This is a genomic window from Actinomadura kijaniata NBRC 14229, from assembly GCF_001552175.1.
GTDB lineage: Bacteria > Actinomycetota > Actinomycetes > Streptosporangiales > Streptosporangiaceae > Spirillospora > Spirillospora kijaniata.
In genome coordinates this window covers 1-15,761 of sequence record NZ_BCQR01000228.1, presented here as the reverse complement: position 1 = coordinate 15,761, position 15,761 = coordinate 1, and the positions used below count along the sequence as shown (strand labels likewise).

The 15,761-nt window shown below is 74.8% G+C and carries 15 protein-coding genes and 1 rRNA gene; 13 read left to right on the top strand and 3 right to left on the bottom strand.

Features of this window, described 5'->3' with window-relative positions; all coding sequences use genetic code 11:
- Nucleotides 1-147 precede the first annotated feature (147 nt).
- The 3 genes from rrf to AKI01S_RS44725 all read left to right on the top strand — a co-directional run bounded on the left by rrf (nucleotide 148) and on the right by AKI01S_RS44725 (nucleotide 2,711).
- Nucleotides 148-264: ribosomal RNA gene (gene rrf / locus AKI01S_RS44730) — 5S ribosomal RNA — on the top strand.
- A gap of 339 nt (nucleotides 265-603) precedes the next feature.
- Nucleotides 604-1,665 carry a hypothetical protein gene (locus AKI01S_RS52235; protein ID WP_169814118.1) on the top strand — a complete coding sequence of 354 codons (1,062 nt, stop codon included), beginning with the start codon at nucleotides 604-606 and terminating at the stop codon, nucleotides 1,663-1,665.
- Nucleotides 1,662-2,711 carry a tetratricopeptide repeat protein gene (locus AKI01S_RS44725; RefSeq protein ID WP_245682046.1) on the top strand — a complete coding sequence of 350 codons (1,050 nt, stop codon included), beginning with the start codon at nucleotides 1,662-1,664 and terminating at the stop codon, nucleotides 2,709-2,711. The genes AKI01S_RS52235 and AKI01S_RS44725 overlap by 4 nt, the downstream gene beginning before the upstream one ends.
- A gap of 58 nt (nucleotides 2,712-2,769) precedes the next feature.
- On the opposite strand, the gene AKI01S_RS44720 is transcribed toward AKI01S_RS44725, so the two are convergent.
- A complete protein-coding gene (locus AKI01S_RS44720) occupies nucleotides 2,770-3,708 on the bottom strand; it encodes an MBL fold metallo-hydrolase (protein WP_067832260.1) in 939 nt (312 codons plus the stop codon).
- 48 nt (nucleotides 3,709-3,756) lie between these two features.
- Nucleotides 3,757-5,088, bottom strand: coding sequence for a DUF1015 family protein (locus tag AKI01S_RS44715; RefSeq protein WP_369688782.1), 1,332 nt, complete (start codon nucleotides 5,086-5,088; stop codon nucleotides 3,757-3,759).
- A gap of 78 nt (nucleotides 5,089-5,166) precedes the next feature.
- On the opposite strand from AKI01S_RS44715, the gene AKI01S_RS44710 reads away from it, so the two are divergent.
- Together AKI01S_RS44710 and AKI01S_RS44705 are read left to right on the top strand one after the other, a co-directional pair.
- Nucleotides 5,167-5,610, top strand: coding sequence for a tetratricopeptide repeat protein (locus tag AKI01S_RS44710; protein ID WP_067832258.1), 444 nt, complete (start codon nucleotides 5,167-5,169; stop codon nucleotides 5,608-5,610).
- A gap of 12 nt (nucleotides 5,611-5,622) precedes the next feature.
- A complete protein-coding gene (locus tag AKI01S_RS44705; protein ID WP_067832256.1) occupies nucleotides 5,623-6,624 on the top strand; it encodes an HAD-IIA family hydrolase in 1,002 nt (333 codons plus the stop codon).
- A 148-nt stretch (nucleotides 6,625-6,772) separates the two neighbouring features.
- On the opposite strand, the gene AKI01S_RS44700 is transcribed toward AKI01S_RS44705, so the two are convergent.
- Nucleotides 6,773-7,114, bottom strand: coding sequence for an SCP2 sterol-binding domain-containing protein (locus AKI01S_RS44700; RefSeq protein ID WP_067832254.1), 342 nt, complete (start codon nucleotides 7,112-7,114; stop codon nucleotides 6,773-6,775).
- Between the two features lie 115 nt (nucleotides 7,115-7,229).
- On the opposite strand from AKI01S_RS44700, the gene AKI01S_RS44695 reads away from it, so the two are divergent.
- From AKI01S_RS44695 to murJ, 8 genes are all read left to right on the top strand, one after another.
- The gene (locus AKI01S_RS44695; RefSeq protein ID WP_067832252.1) at nucleotides 7,230-7,544 is read left to right on the top strand and encodes a hypothetical protein; all 315 of its coding nucleotides are present in this window, start codon (nucleotides 7,230-7,232) and stop codon (nucleotides 7,542-7,544) included.
- The gene (locus AKI01S_RS44690; RefSeq protein WP_067832250.1) at nucleotides 7,541-8,350 is read left to right on the top strand and encodes a TlyA family RNA methyltransferase; all 810 of its coding nucleotides are present in this window, start codon (nucleotides 7,541-7,543) and stop codon (nucleotides 8,348-8,350) included. Before AKI01S_RS44695 ends, AKI01S_RS44690 begins: the two co-directional genes overlap by 4 nt.
- Complete coding sequence (locus AKI01S_RS44685; protein WP_067832248.1) at nucleotides 8,347-9,273, top strand: NAD kinase; 927 nt, start codon at nucleotides 8,347-8,349, stop codon at nucleotides 9,271-9,273. The genes AKI01S_RS44690 and AKI01S_RS44685 overlap by 4 nt, the downstream gene beginning before the upstream one ends.
- Before the next feature lie 60 nt (nucleotides 9,274-9,333).
- Nucleotides 9,334-11,034, top strand: coding sequence for a DNA repair protein RecN (gene recN / locus AKI01S_RS44680; protein WP_067832262.1), 1,701 nt, complete (start codon nucleotides 9,334-9,336; stop codon nucleotides 11,032-11,034).
- Between the two features lie 113 nt (nucleotides 11,035-11,147).
- The gene (gene steA, locus AKI01S_RS44675) at nucleotides 11,148-12,392 is read left to right on the top strand and encodes a putative cytokinetic ring protein SteA (RefSeq protein WP_067832246.1); all 1,245 of its coding nucleotides are present in this window, start codon (nucleotides 11,148-11,150) and stop codon (nucleotides 12,390-12,392) included.
- Nucleotides 12,389-13,345 carry a copper transporter gene (locus AKI01S_RS44670; RefSeq protein ID WP_067832245.1) on the top strand — a complete coding sequence of 319 codons (957 nt, stop codon included), beginning with the start codon at nucleotides 12,389-12,391 and terminating at the stop codon, nucleotides 13,343-13,345. The genes steA and AKI01S_RS44670 overlap by 4 nt, the downstream gene beginning before the upstream one ends.
- Nucleotides 13,346-13,349: 4 nt before the next feature.
- Nucleotides 13,350-14,288 (top strand): hypothetical protein, encoded by a 939-nt coding sequence (locus AKI01S_RS44665; protein WP_067832243.1) that lies wholly within the window; start codon nucleotides 13,350-13,352, stop codon nucleotides 14,286-14,288.
- A gap of 36 nt (nucleotides 14,289-14,324) precedes the next feature.
- A partial coding sequence (murJ, locus tag AKI01S_RS44660; protein ID WP_067832241.1) for a murein biosynthesis integral membrane protein MurJ occupies nucleotides 14,325-15,761 on the top strand: 1,437 nt, incomplete at its 3' end.

The window sequence follows — 15,761 nt, the reverse complement described above, 5'->3', positions numbered from 1 at the left end:
AAGCCAATCGCAATGGTTTCTGCTGAGTGTTCGCGTCCCTGTGTGGTTCCCAGAAAACAAACGGGAACCGCTACAAAAGAATCAGCTGAGCCTTGAGCTCGGACGAAGACTTCCCGCACCCTGCGAGGGTGGCCCGGGAGATGGTCGTCCGGTGGTTATGGCGAAGGGGAAACACCCGGTCCCATCCCGAACCCGGAAGTTAAGCCCTTCAGCGCCGATGGTACTGCACGGGAGACTGTGTGGGAGAGTAGGACGCCGCCGGACTCATTTTTGGTCGAGGGTCGCCACGATTTATCGAGGCGGCCCTCGACGCATGTCTGGGACCTGCCAAAGTAGGCTGGCAAGGGTCCACATGAACCACGAGAACAGTGACGGACGTGATGAGCGCGGAAGAGGACGGCCGCAGCGACGACAACCGCGGGCGGCGGGACAAGAACGGGGAGCAGGGCAAGGCTCCCCGTCGTGGAGACAACGCCCGCGGTGGGCCTCGACAGGGCGCCGGTGGTCCGCGTGGGGGCTCCTCGCGTGACGGGGGACCGCGGGGTGACCGCGGTGGCCGTCCATCGGGCGGCGGTAACTGGCGGGACCGCCAGGGCGGACAGCGTGACGACCGCCGTCAGGGCGGCCGGCCGCCGTTCCAGCGGTCCGACGACCGGCGCGGCGGCCCCGGCGAGGACCGCGGTGAACGCCGCTTCGGCGGCCCCCGCAACGGTGGCGGCCAGGGACGTCCCCAGGGACGTGGCTTCCAGGGGCGACCGCAGGACCGTGACGACCGCCGTCCCCGCCGTTTCGAGAACGAGCAGCGCGGCGGCGAGCAGCGTTCGGGCGGGTTCAACCGCGACGACCGCCGTCCCCGTCGCTCCGACGACGAGCGTCCTCGCCGGTTCAACGAGGGTCGCGGCGGCGAGCAGCGCTCCGGTGGGCGCCAGTTCAACGACGACCGTCGGCCCGGCGGCCGTCGGTACGAGACCGACCGCGACGACCGTCGTCCCCGTCGTTTCGAGAACGAGGGTGACGACCGCCGTCCTCGCAGGTTCGAGAACGAGCAGGGCGGCGGCGACCGCCGTTCCGGCGGCTTCAACCGTGACGACCGTCGTCCCCCGCGTCGGTTCAACGACGCGCAGGGTGGCGGCGAGCAGCGCTCTGGTGGCTTCAACCGTGACGATCGTCGTCCCCCGCGTCGGTTCAACGACGCGCAGGGTGGCGGCGAGCAGCGCTCTGGTGGCTTCAACCGTGACGACCGTCGTCCCCCGCGCCGCTCCAACGACGAGCAGCGCGGTGGTGAGCAGCGTTCCGGCTCGTTCAACCGCGACGAGCGTCGCCCCCGTCGCTTCAATGACGACCGGGGTGGTGAGCAGCGTTCGGGCGGGTTCAACCGTGACGATCGCCGTCCTCCGCGTCGGTCCAATGACGAGCAGCGTGGCGGTGAGCAGCGTTCCGGTGGCTTCAACCGTGATGACCGTCGTCCTCCGCGTCGGTTCAACGACGCTCAGGGTGGCGGCGAGCGTCGCTCCGGTGGCTTCAACCGTGACGATCGTCGTTCCGGCGGCGGCCGTGGCTTCGAGCGGCGGGACGAGCGCCGTTCGTTCTCCGGCAGGCGCCGGGAGGCCGCCGAGGAACGGCCTGCGCCCAAGCACGACGATCCGCTGCTGCCCGAGGACGTGACCGGCGAGGAGCTGGACGCCGACGCCCGTGCCGAGCTGCGCGGCCTGCCGAAGGACCTGGCGGCCCGGGTGGCGCGGCACCTGGTCATGGCCGGCCGGATGGCCGAGGAGGACCCGGAGCTCGCCTACAAGCACGCCAAGGCCGCGCGGCGGCTGGCGTCGCGGGTCGGGATCGTGCGGGAGGCCGCCGGGCTGGCCGCCTACCACGCCGGGGAGTGGGCCGACGCGCTGGCCGAACTGCGGGCCGCGCGGCGCCTCAGCACCGCCGAGGACGCCTACCTGCCGATCATGGCGGACGCCGAACGCGGCCTCGGCCGCCCCGAACGCGCCCTGGACCTGATCAAGTCGGCGGAGGCCGACCGGCTCGACCAGATGGGCCGGGTGGAGCTGCGCATCGTCGAGTCCGGCGTGCGCCGTGACCTGGGGCAGCTCGACGCCGCCGTGGTGACGCTCCAGATCCCCGAGCTGCGGGACCGGCGGCTGCGGCCGTGGTCGGCGCGGCTGTTCTACGCCTACGCCGACGCGCTGGTCGAGGCCGGACGCGAGGAGGAGGCGTCGGACTGGTTCGCCCGCGCCGCCGCCGCCGACCGGGACGGCGAGACCGACGCCGCCGAGCGGTACGCCGAGCTGGAGGGCCTGGAGATCCTCGACACCGAGGAGATCGACGGGACGATCCGGGAGGCGCAGGCCGTCGTCGCGGTCGCCGAGGCCCTGACGGCGGTCGAGGAGGCCGACGACGAGGCTGAGGACGCCGACGGCGAGGCCGGGGACGACGCGGACGACGCGGACGCGTTCGCCGAGGCCGTCGCCGCCGACACCGGCGATGACGCCGCCGCCGTCGCGCTCGCCGAGGTCGAGGCCGAGAAGGACGCCGCCGAGGACGAGGACGCCGCCGAGGCCGGGCCGCTCCCGGCGACGGCGATCGCGTTCCAGCCGGCCGAGCCGGAGGTCGTCGAGCGCGTCGAGACCCCCGAGGAGGCGCCGGAGCCGGTGGTGTTCCGCGAGCCCGAGCCGAAGCCCGGGCGGGACGAGCCGCCCGCCGAGTGACGCGACCGGGAACAGGGCGCTCCCCGCACGGGGAGCGCCCTTTTTTCGTCGGCGCCGGTCAGGCGTGCCTGCTGAGGGCGTGCATGATCCCGGCGACATTGCTCTCGGCGCCGTTGAGCAGCTCGTACTTGGCGGCCAGCTCCGGGTCCGCGCCCTCGCGGGTGATGGCGTAGCGCTCGTCGGTGCGTTCCCGGACCATCGCGACGGCGTGGTCCAGGTCTAGGCCCTCGTCCTTGGCGGCCCGCACCGTGTCCACCCAGATCCGCAGCTCCTCCGCCGAACGCCCCAGCGTCTCCTCCACCTCGGTCACCGGCCCGTAGTGGGCGAACAGCAGCCGCTGCGGCCCCAGGTCCCCGAACCTGCGCAGCGACGCCAGCGCCGTGCCCAGGTCGAAGTCCGGCGGCGGCGTCGCGGGCCGCACGTCGGCGGTCTCGGGGATGTAGATCCCGGCGGCGTCGCCGACGTACAGGTCGCCGGTCGCCGAGTCGACCAGCCCGACGTGGTGCTTGGCGTGCCCGGGGGAGTAGTGCGACTCCAGCCGCCGCCCGCCGCCCAGGTCGATGACGCCGGTCTCCTCCACGGCCCGGATCCGCACCGCGTCGGTCGGCCTCAGCTCCCCGAACAGCGTGTCCAGGGCGTCCCCGTAGACCATCCGGGCGCTGCGCATGAAGCGTTCGGGGGAGGCCAGGTGCCGTGCGCCCTTCTCGTGCACGACGACCTCGGCCTCGGGGAACATCTCGGCGATGTCGCCGACGCCGCCCGCGTGGTCCAGATGGATGTGGGTCACCACCACGGTCGCCAGGTCGCGCGGCCCGACGCCCAGCTCCTCCAGCGCCCGCCGCACCACCGGCGCGGACCCGGCGGTGCCCGGCTCGACCAGGCACGGCCGGTCCGACAGGATCAGGTAGCCCGCCGTGATGCCGCTGTAGCCCGCCATCCGGGTGTCGATCTCGTAGACGTCCCCGCCGAGCGGCGTGATCGTGGTCGTGGTGTCCATTGGACGATCATCGCCCCGGACCGCCCCCGCCCGCCATACCCGGCGGCGTCACCCCAGGTCGAGCAGGCGCAGCACCAGCCCGGTGCGGGGCTTGGGGCCGAACGAGGTGGACTTGCGCGGCACGCGTTCCCCGCCCGCGGCCACCGCCAGGACGTCCTCGACGCGCAGCGGGTTGAGGATCACGGCGGTGCCGCCGGTGCGGCGGGCGCGCGCGTCGGCGGCGGCCGGGTCGTCGTGCACGACCTCGACGCTGTGCTCGTCCTCGGGGACCTTCCAGACGTCCTCGACCAGCAGCCGGTCCAGCACGGCGGTGTCGAGGGCGCGCCAGCGCTCGGAATGGCCGTCCGTCATCACCTGCGCCAGCCGGGCGGGGTCCGGGCCGGTCAGCAGGTGGAAGGCGTCCCCGCCGCCCAGCAGGAACGCCGGCCGCGGCGCCTCGGCCAGCGCCGCGACCGCCTCCGCCAGGCCGGGGAAGGCGGTGGTGTGGAACACCTCCGCGGCGCGTTCCGCGGCCGTGTCCGGCGGCAGGCCGGGCAGCACCCGGTGGATGGCCCCCAGATGCGGCGGATAGCGCGTGGAGTCCACCAGCAGCGCCAGCCCGTGGTCCCAGGGCCCGGGGCCGTCCCCGGCGCGGTGGTGGCGCGCCTGGAGCGCCCGGTAGGTGGCGTACCGGTGGTGCCCGTCGGCGATCAGCGCCCGCCGGTCGCGCAGGTCGGCGGCGATCCGGGTGTGCAGGGCGGGATCGGTGAGCCGCCACAGGCGGTGGGTCAGGCCGTCGTCGGCGCGGAACTCCATGACCGGCGGCGTCCGGTCGGCGGTGCGGTCCACGATCCGCGCGGCGTCCCCGCCGCCCTCGTAGATCAGGAAGATCGGTTCGAGGTTGGCGTCGGCGGCGGTCATCAGCGCCAGCCGGTCGCGGACCGGGCCGGGGTAGACGTTCTCGTGCGGCAGCACCACGCCGTCGGACTCGGCGCGCAGGCCGAGCGCGCCGATCAGGCCGCGCTGCAGCACCCGCCCGCCGGACGCCGCCTCGTAGACGTACAGGCCCGGCTCGGGGTCGGCGGCCAGCGCGCCGTCGGCCAGCCAGCGGCGCAGCGTCGCGGCGGCCTCGCCGTAGCCCTCCCCGGCGGCGCGCGGCAGGATCAGCCGGACGATGTTGTGACCGTCCTCACCCCGTAGCCGCGCGACCTCCGCCTGGTCGATCAGGTCGTAGGGCGGGGTCGTCACGGTGGCCAGATCGCCCACGACCCGCGGGTCGAACCGCACGCCCCGGAACGGCGCCAGCACCAGCCCGCCGCCCCCGCGCGGCGCGGCCGATCCGAAGATCTGGGCGCTGAACTCCTCCGGCGAGGGGCCGGAGGGGAGATCGTCTTTCACCATGGGCATGGTAATCCCCGACGGATGCCCGCGCTTGGGGCGGGTACGGTCAAGACGATCGAGGTCCGAGGGGAGGTCCATATGAGTGTTCAAGGACCAGGCGGCCGCGACGATTCCCCGCGCGACGAACCCGGCGAGCAACCCGCCGCCCCCGAAGGCGGCGTCTACGAGTGGTACACCCGGGGGCTGGAGCTGCTGCGCTCGGGCAGTCCCGCCGCGGCGGTGCAGCTGCTGGCCCGCGCCGCCGAGGCCGAACCGCACTCGCGCAGCATCCGCGAGGCGCTGGGGCGGGCGCAGTTCGGGGCGCGGCTGTTCGACGAGGCCGCCGGGAGCTTCCGGTGGATCGTGGAGCGCGATCCGGCCGAGGACTACGCGCTGTTCGGGCTGGGGCTGTCGCTGAGCCGCATGGGCGACTTCACCGGCGCGGTGGAGCCGCTGGCCCTGGCGGTGGCGATGCGTCCCGACAACAAGGACTACGTGCGGGCGCTCCGGCACGTCCGGGCCACGCTGGAGGCCCGCCGATGAGAGAGAAGGAACATGAGAGCCAGTGACCTGCCGTTGAGCGAGGCCTACGACGTGGCCCTGCTCGACCTGGACGGGGTCGTCTACATCGGGAGGCGGCCCGTTCCGGCGGCCGCCGAGTCGCTCGCCAAGGCGCGGGCGGCCGGGCAGCGGCTGGCGTTCGTCACCAACAACGCCTCCCGCACCCCCGCCGCCGTCGCCGGCCTGCTGCGCGACGTCGGGGTGCCCGCCGACCCTCGGGACGTGGTGACCTCCGCGCAGGCCGCCGCGCGGCTGCTGGCCGAACGGCTGCCCGCCGGCGCCAGGGTCCTGGTCGTGGGCGGCATGGGGCTGCGCAAGGCCCTCTACGACCGGGGCCTGCGGCCGGTGTCGACCGCCGCCGAACGGCCCGCCGCCGTCGTGCAGGGCTACGAGCCGGGCCTGTCCTACGGGCTGATCGCCGAGGGGGCCAAGGCGGTCCGCGAGGGCGCGCTGTTCGTCGGCTCCAACGGCGACTACACCATCCCCGGCGGCGACGGGCCGCCCAAGCCCGGCAACGGGTCGCTGCTCCAGGTCATCAGGTACGCGACCGGGATCGACCCGATCGTGACCGGCAAGCCGGAGCGGCCCCTGCACCACGAGTCGATCCTGCGCACCGGCGCGCGGCGGCCCCTGGTCGTCGGGGACCGGCTCGACACCGACATCGAGGGCGCCCACAACGGCGGGGCCGACAGCCTCCTGGTGTTCACCGGCGTCACCGACCCCCTCGCCGCGCTCACCGCCGGGCCCCGGCACCGCCCGACCTACCTGGCCCCGGACCTGACCGGGCTGCTGGTCCCCCATCCGGAGGTCGGCGGCGACGGCGACACCCGCTCCTGCGGCGGCTGGACCGCCCGCTGGGACGGCGACCGGATCGCGCTGGACGGCGACGGCGACCCCTACGACGGCCTGCGGGCCCTCGCGGCGGCGGCCTGGCGTTCGGAGACACCCGCGCCCCGCGAGGCCGTCACCGACGCCCTGGGGCGCCTCGACCTGTAGCCGCGCCCGTCACCGAGCCCCGGTTGAACCGCCGCCCGCTCCCGCCCGTACGGACGGATCGGGGAACGGGTCGGCCGGGGGACGCCGAGCGCGTCCTCCGGCCTCCCACCGGACCCCGGCCGCGTGGCCCCCGTCACGAGGGCCACGATCACAACAGCTTGCGCAGCCGCAGCAGGTCGAAGATGCTCGCCTCGATCTTCAACCGGCCCGACGCCCACGCCCGGGCCGGATTCAGCTCGTCGTTGGCCAGCGCCACCAGGTCGTCGCTGGCCACCGTCAGCCGCACCTGCGCGCTCCTGGGCTTGTCGGTGGGGGTGAAGCCGTCCAGTCCGCCCTGGTGCAGGCGGGTGCGGTACGCCACGTCCAGATCGGGGATCCGGACGCTGATCGTGCGCTCGACGACGTGCTCGGCGAGCTTGTCGTCGTCCACCTCCGCCAGCCGCTCGGCGACGCGCGTGAGCGCGGTGCGGCAGTCCTCCTCGTTCGCCATGGTCAGGCCGTTCCCCGTTCGGTCGACAACGATGTCGTGGAGGGACGGTAGCGTTCTGACTGAGCCCGAAGCGACTCCCGGCGCTCGGCCGGGGGTCTTCTTGGAGGTAAACGTGATGTCCGACGAGGCAGCGGGGGAGCCAACGGCGGCGCCCCCGCCGTCCCCGACGCCGTCGCCCGCCCCGGCCCCCGCGCGGGAGACCGGCGACGCCCGCGTGGACGAGGCGCTGGCCCGGCTGGACGCCCTGGGCGGCGCGCCGGTCGCCGCGCACGTGGCGGTCTTCGAGGACGTCCACCAGCGGCTGCAGGAACTGCTGGTGGCGGCCGACGAGGAGGAGGGCGGCCCGCCCGTCCCCCGGCCGCCCGGCCCGGGGACCGCCCCGCCGCGCCCGGGACCACCGCGCGGCCCGTTCCCGGGACCGCGCGCATGAGCCGCCACCGGCTGGACGCCGAACTCGTCCGCCGCAAGCTGGCCCGCTCCCGCGAGCACGCCGCCCAGCTGATCACCGAGGGGCGGGTCAAGGTCGGCGGGCAGATCGCCGCCAAGCCCGCCACCCAGGTCGACACCGGCGCCGCGATCGTCGTGGAGACCGCCGACACCGGCCCCGAGTACGTCTCGCGCGGCGGCCACAAGCTGGCCGGGGCGCTGGCGGCGTTCACCGACCTGAAGGTGCCGGGCCGCACCGCGCTGGACGCCGGGGCCTCCACCGGGGGGTTCACCGACGTGCTGCTGCGCGCCGGGGCCGCCCGCGTGTACGCCGTGGACGTCGGCTACGGCCAGATCGCCTGGTCGCTGCGCACCGACGACCGCGTCACCGTGCTGGAGCGGGTCAACATCCGCGACCTGACGCCGGCGATGCTCGGCCAGCCCGAGGCCGCGCCGCCGGACCTGGTGGTGGGCGATCTGTCGTTCATCTCGCTGAAGCTCGTGCTGGGGCCGATCCGCGCCTGCGTCCGCCCCGACGCCGACTACGCGATGATGGTCAAGCCGCAGTTCGAGGTCGGCCGCGACCGCGTCGGCGCGGGCGGCGTCGTCCGCGACCCGGCGCTGCGCGCCGACGCCGTCCGGGGCGTCGCCGAGCACGCCGCCACGCTCGGCCTGGGCGTGCGGGGCGTGACCGCCAGCCCCCTGCCCGGTCCGTCGGGCAACGTGGAGTACTTCCTGTGGCTGCGCGCCGGAGCGCCGCCCCTGAACGAGGCCGACCTTGAGAAGGCCGTCACGGAGGGCCCGCAGTGAGCAAACGGACGGTGCTGGTCGTCGCGCACACCGGTCGACCCGGCGCGGTGCGCAGCGCGCAACTGGTGATCGAGCGCCTCACCGACGCGGGCATCGCGGTCCGCGTCATGTCCGACGAGGCCGGGGACATCGGCTGCGCCGGGGCCGACGTGCTGCCCGCCACCTCGGCCGCCGCCGAGGACGCCGAGGTGGTCATCGTGCTGGGCGGCGACGGCACCCTGCTGCGCGCCGCCGACCTGGCCCGCCCCGTCGGCACCCCCCTGCTCGGCGTCAACCTCGGCCACGTCGGCTTCCTCGCCGAGGCCGAGCGCGAGGACCTGGCCGCCACCGTCGACCGGGTCGTGACGCGCCGCTACGACGTCGAGGAGCGCATGACCGTCGACGTCACCGTGCGCCTCAACGGCACCGTCGCCGGCACCACCTGGGCGCTCAACGAGGCCAGCATCGAGAAGGCCGAGCGCGAGCGGATGCTGGAGGTCGTCGCCGAGATCGACGGCCGTCCGCTGTCGCACTGGGGCTGCGACGGCGTGGTGTGCGCCACCCCCACCGGCTCCACCGCCTACGCGTTCTCCGCCGGGGGACCGGTGGTGTGGCCGGAGGTGGAGGCGATGCTGGTGGTGCCGATCAGCGCGCACGCCCTGTTCGCGCGCCCGCTGGTGGTGTCGCCGCGGTCGGTCGTGGCGGTCGAGGTGCTGCCCGACACGCCGCGCGCGGTGCTGTGGTGTGACGGACGTCGCACCCTGGACCTGCCGCCGGGCGCGCGCGTGGAGGTGCGGCGCGGGAGCGCGCCGGTTCGCCTGGCACGGCTGCACCTGACGCCGTTCACCGACCGCCTGGTGACCAAGTTCGGGCTGCCGGTGACCGGCTGGCGGGGCCGCGCCCGGGCGCGCTCGGAGGAGGCGGCGGGGGGACAAGAGAGATAATCTCCTCAGGCGCTGAACCGGGATCTGTTTTTGCGAGGGGTTGTGACGCTGGTGCGTCCGATGGTCGATGAGGTACGGATCCAGGGCCTCGGTGTGATCGACGAGGCCGTGCTCGATCTGTCCCCGGGCTTCAACGTCGTCACCGGCGAGACCGGGGCCGGCAAGACCATGGTGGTCACCAGCCTGGGCCTGCTGTTCGGCGGCCGCGCCGACCCCCAGCGGGTCCGGCCGGGCGCCGACCGCGCCACCGTGGAGGGCCGGATCGTGGTCGATCCGGGAGGCCGGGTGGTGGAACGCGTCGAGGAGGCCGGCGGCGAGCTCGACGACGACACGCTGATCGTCATGCGGTCGGTGTCGGCGGAGGGGCGCTCCCGGGCGTTCCTGGGCGGCCGGTCGGTCCCGGTCAGCATGCTGATCAACCTCGCCGACGAGCTGGTGGCGGTGCACGGCCAGTCCGACCAGCAGCGGCTGCTGCAGGCCGGGCGGCAGCGCGCCGCCCTGGACCGCTACGCCGGGTCGGCCCTCACCAAGCCGCTGCGCGCCTACACCCGCACCTACCAGCGGCACCGCGAGGTGTCGGCGCTGCTGGAGGAGCTGACCACGCGGGCGCGCGAACGGCAGCAGGAGGCCGACATGCTGCGGTTCGGCCTGGAGGAGATCGAGAAGGTCGACCCCAAGCCGGGCGAGGACGCCGAGCTGGCCGCCGAGGAGGAGCGCCTCGGGCACGCCGACGCGCTGCGCGGCGCGGCCGACCTCGCCCACGAGGCGCTGCTGGGCGACCCGGCCGCCGCGATCGAGGCCCCCAACGTCACCGGCCTGCTCGGCCAGGCCCGGCACGCCCTGGACGCCGTCCGCGACCACGACCCCGAGCTGGCGGCGCTGGCCGACCGGCTCGCCGAGGCCGGCTACCTGATCGCCGACGTGTCCACCGACCTGGCCGCCTACGCCGAGTCGATCGACGCCGACCCGGTCCGGCTGGCCGCCGTCCAGGAGCGCCGCGCCGAGCTGATCTCCCTGACCCGCAAGTACGGCCAGACGCTGGACGAGGTCCTGGCGTGGTCGCGGAGCTCGGCCGTCCGCCTGGCCGAGCTGGAGGGCGACGACGACCGCATCGAGGAGCTGCGCGCCGAGCACGGCGAGCTGTCCGAGCGCCTGGCGGCCGAGGCCGCCGAGCTGACCACCGTGCGCACCCGCGCCGCCGAGCGGTTCTCCAAGGCCGTCACCGAGGAACTGACGGCGCTGGCGATGCCGCACGCCCGCGTGCACGTCACCGTCACCCCCACCGGGGACCACGGCCCGCACGGCGCCGACGAGGTCGAGGTCCGGCTCGCCCCGCACCCCGGCGCGCAGCCGCTGCCCCTGCACAAGGGCGCCTCCGGCGGTGAGCTGTCGCGCGTCATGCTGGCGATCGAGGTGGTGTTCGCCGGGGCCGACCCGGTGCCCACGTTCGTGTTCGACGAGGTCGACGCGGGCGTCGGCGGCAAGGCGGCGGTGGAGATCGGGCGGCGGCTGTCGCGGCTGGCCCGCAACGCCCAGGTGATCGTCGTCACGCACCTGCCGCAGGTCGCCGCGTTCGCCGACCAGCACCTGCTGGTGGAGAAGTCCAACGACGGCACCGTCACCCGCAGCGGCGTCACCGCGCTGGACCGCGAGGGCCGGGTCCGCGAGCTGTCGCGGATGCTGGCGGGACTGGAGGACTCCGAACTGGGCCGGGCGCACGCCGAGGAGCTGCTGGAGATGGCCGCGCAGGAACGCGGCTGATCCCCGCCCGGCGGGGGCGTCGACCCCATAACCACCGACAGTGCGCGAACGGACACGCCTCGCCGTTCGTCGTTACCGATGTCCCCTCCCGTGCTCTGGCAGGATGTCAACCGATGAACGACCCGTCTCCGATCACCGACCGCCGCGCCCGCCTGTCGTCCCGGCTGCCGCGGCGACTGCCGTTGGGCCTGCCGCGGGGGCGGGGCCGGGAGGAGGGCGGCGCGATCGCCGCGGTCGCGCGGCTGGACCGCCGCACCAAGGACCTCACCAAACGGCTGCAGCCCGGCGAGATCGCCGTGATCGACCATGTCGACCTGGACCGGGTCAGCGCCGAGGCGCTGGTGTCCTGCCAGGTCGGCGCGGTGGTGAACGTGGCGCCCAGCATCTCGGGCCGCTATCCCAACCTGGGCCCGCAGATCCTGGTCGAGGCGGGCATCCCGCTGGTCGACGACGTCGGCCCCGAGATCTTCGTCAAGATCGGCGAGGGGGACCAGCTCCGCCTCGACGACGCCACCGTCTACCGGGGCGACGAGGTGGTCGCCAAGGGCACCCGGCAGACGCCCGAGTCGGTCGAGACCTCGCTCGTGGAGGCCAAGGCGGGCCTGGCGCACCAGCTGGAGGCGTTCGTCGCCAACACGATGGAGTACGTCAAGCGCGAGCGCGACCTGCTCATCGACGGCGTGGGCGTCCCCGACGTCAGGACGAGGATCGAGGGACGGCACGCGCTGATCGTGGTGCGCGGCTACCACTACCGCGAGGACATCGCCACGCTGCGGCCCTACATCCGCGAGTACCGCCCGGTCCTGATCGGCGTGGACGGCGGCGCCGACGCGCTGCTGGAGGCCGGCTACCGCCCCGACATGATCGTCGGGGACATGGACTCGGTGTCCGACGCCGCCCTCACCAGCGGCGCCGAGATCGTCGTGCACGCCTACCGGGACGGCCGCGCGCCCGGCCTGGCGCGGGTGGAGGAGCTGGGCCGCGAGGCCGTGGTGTTCCCCGCCACCGCCACCAGCGAGGACATCGCGATGCTGCTGGCCGACGACAAGGGCGCCACGCTGATCGTCGCGGTCGGCACGCACGCCAACATGGTGGAGTTCCTCGACAAGGGCCGCGCGGGCATGGCCTCGACGTTCCTCACCCGGCTGCGGGTGGGCTCCAAGCTCGTCGACGCCAAGGGCGTGTCGCGGCTGTACCGCAGCCGGATCTCCTCCTGGTCGCTGCTGTTCCTGGTGCTGGGCGCGTTCATCGCCATGACCACCGCCGTCGTGATGTCGCCGGCCGGCGACGTCATCCGGCCGCTGCTGGCCGAACGCTGGCACTCCTTCCTCTTCTGGCTGACCGGACTCTTCACGTGATCGATTTCCGTTATCACCTCGTCTCCATCGTCGCGATCTTCCTCGCGCTGGCGCTCGGCATCATCCTGGGCTCCACCACCCTGTCGCAGTCGGTGACCGCCGGGCTGCGCCGCCAGGCCCAGTCGGTGGCGCAGACCAACGAGCAGCTCAAACGCCAGCAACGGCAGCTGGAGAGCCAGCTGAAGGGCGAGGACCAGTTCGCCGAGGCGCTGGGCCCGCAGTTCGTCGCCGAGCGGCTCAAGGGCCAGTCGGTGGTGCTGGTGGAGACGCCCGGCGCCTCCAACGACTCCATCGAGAAGGTCGGCGAGCTGCTCAAGACCGCCGGGGCGACCGTCACCGGCCGCGTCACCGTGCAGAAGAAGTTCCTGGACGACGACCAGCGCGCCACCGTCGACGAGCTGGCCACCCAGCTGCGGCCCAACGGCATGAACTTCCCCGCCGGGGCCGGCCCCTACGACAAGGCCGCGGCGGTGCTGGCCAGCGCCCTGGTCACCCGCGACGCCGCCAGGGCGGGCCGCGAGGACGCCGCCGGAGGGACCATCCTCAACGGTTTCCGCGAGATGAGTTACCTGACCACCAGCGGGAAGCCCGGCTCGCATGCGACACTCGCCGTCGTGATCGCACCGTCGGTCCCCTACGCCACCGAGGGCGGGGACGAGGACAACAAGGCCCTGATCTCGGTCGCCACCGGGCTGGACGCCGCCGGACGCGGCGCCGTCGTCGGCGGCCCGGCCACCGCCGCCCAGGAGGGCGGCCTGATCACGGCCCTGCGCGACTCCGACGTTGAGAAGTCCATCTCCTCCACCGACGCGGTGGACACCGCCTCCGGCCAGGTCGTGACGGTCCTGGCGCTGCAGAACGAGCTCGCGGGCAAGTCCGGCCAGTACGGCACCGGCTCGGGCGCCAGCGGCTACCTGCCCACCCCGGTGCCCGCCGTGGGGAAGAACGGGTGACCCCATGACCTCCATCTCGACCGGCACGACCCTGCGGGCCCTGGCCGGCGCGGCGCTCGGCGCGGCCGCCGCCCGCGCCGCCTACACCGCCCTGACCCGCCGCCCGCCCGGCCTGGACGGCCGTCCCGGAGCGGAGGTGTGGGGCCGCACCAACCACCGCGGCGAGCCCGTCACGCTGCTGGAGGGCCCCGCGTTCGCCGCCGGGGCCGCCGTGGCCGGGCTGCTGGCGCCCGGCGCCACCGGCCGCGTCCGCGCCGCCGCGCTGCTGGCCGGGGCCGGTTCGGGGGTGCTGGGCGGCTACGACGACCTGTCGGGCTCGGCGTCCTCGCGCGGCTTCAGGGGCCACCTGAAGGCCCTGGCGCGCGGCGAGGTCACCACCGGCGCGGTGAAGCTGCTCGGCATCGGCGCGGTCGGGCTGGGCGCGGCGGCGCTCGCCGGGTCGCCCGCGACCACCCGCGCCGGACGCGCGTTCGACGTGCTGCTCAACGGCGCGCTGGTCGCCGGGAGCGCCAACCTGATGAACCTGTTCGACCTGCGGCCCGGCCGCGCCATCAAGGTCGGGCTGATCACCGGGGCGCCGCTGGCCGCCACCGCCGGGTCCGCCGTCGTCGCCGCCCCGCTGGGCGCGGCCGCCGCGCTGCTCCCCGAGGACCTCGGCGAACGCGCCATGCTCGGCGACACCGGCGCCAACGCCCTGGGCGCGCTGCTCGGCCTGGCCGCCGCCCGGCTGGGCCGGGGCCCCCGCCTGGCCGCGTTCGCGGGCGTCGCGGGACTGAACCTCGCCAGCGAGTTCGTCAGCTTCACCAAGGTCATCGCGAGCACCCCGGCGCTGCACCGGATCGACATGCTGGGCCGCCGCGCGCCCGTCCCGGCGCCCGCGCCCGCCGACCCCGCGCCTTCCGACCCCGCGCCTTCCGACCGGCCGGCCCCCGCCGCCTCCTGACCCGCCCACCCCCCGCCACCCGGAAAGCCCAGCCCCGTGAGCCCACGTCTGCGCCGCCTGACCGGCGGTCTCGCGGGCGCCGCCGTCGTCATCGGGATCATCACGGTGCTGTCCCGGCTGGCGGGGTTCGGCCGCACCTACGCCTTCTCCCAGACCGTCACCACCTCCTGCCTCAGCCAGGCGTACTTCACCGCCACCCAGATCCCGGCGATCGTCTACGAGATCGTCGCGGGCGGCGCGCTGGCCAGCATGGTGGTGCCGGTGCTGGCCGGTCCCGCCGAACGCGGCGACCGCGCCCAGGTCCGCCAGACCACCTCGGCGCTGGTCACCTGGGTCGTGCTGCTGATGGTCCCGCTGTCGCTGCTGATGGCGGCGCTCGCCGGGCCGATCATGGAGGTGCTGGTCGGGCCCACGCTGGCGGACTGCTCGCGCGGCGACGTCGTCCGCGTCGGCGGCGACATGCTCGCCGTCATGGCCCCGCAGATGGTCATGTACGGGCTGGCGGTGGTGCTGTACGGCGTGCTGCAGTCGCACCGCCGGTTCGCCGCGCCCGCGCTCGCGCCGCTGATGTCGAGCCTGGTGGTGATCGTCGCCTACCTGGCGTACGCGCCGCTGGGCCGCGGCCACGAGAACGACCTCGCGCACCTGCCGCGGAACGCCGAGCTCACCCTGTCGGTCGGCACCGCCCTCGGCGGCGTCGCGATGGCGGCCACCGCCGGGATCGCCGCCTGGCGGCTGCGCCTCGGCCTGCGCCCGGCGCTGAGCTTCCCGCCGGGCGTGGCGCGGCGGGTGCGCAGGCTCGCGGTCGCCGGGCTCGCCACCGTCGTCGCCCAGCAGCTGTCGGCGCTGCTGGTGGTGCGGCTCAGCTACGAGGGCACCGGCGGCGCGCTGGCCAACTACCAGTACGCCTGGGCGATCTACCTGCTGCCGTGGGCGATCCTGGCCGTCCCGATCGCCACCAGCGCGTTCCCGATGCTGTCGGCCCGCACCGGAGGGGAGCGGGCCGCCGAGTTCGACCGGGTCACCGCGGGCACCACCCGCGCGGTCATCCTCGTGTCCTGCGCGGGGGCCGCCGTGCTGGCCGCCGTCGCGCTGCCCGCCGCCGCCGTGTTCAACCCCGGCCGTGCCGGGCAGCAGGAGGTGCTGGCGCGCGCGGTGCTGGCGTTCGCGCCCGGCCTGCTGGGCTACGGGCTGGTCGCCCACCTGGGCCGGGTGCTGTACGCGGCCCGGCACGGCAGGGCGGGCGCGCTGGCCACCGTGGCGGGCTGGCTGGTGGTGATGGCCGCCGACCTGGCGCTGGTGTCGATGGCCGAACGCCGGTGGGTGGTGGCGGCGCTCGGCCTCGGCAACGCCGTCGGCATGACCGTCGCCGGGATCCTGCTGCTGGGCGCCCTGGTGAGGGCGCGGGGCCGCGCCGCGGTGCGGGGGGTGCCGCGCGTGCTGGCGGCGGGCCTGGCCGGGGCCGGGGCGGGC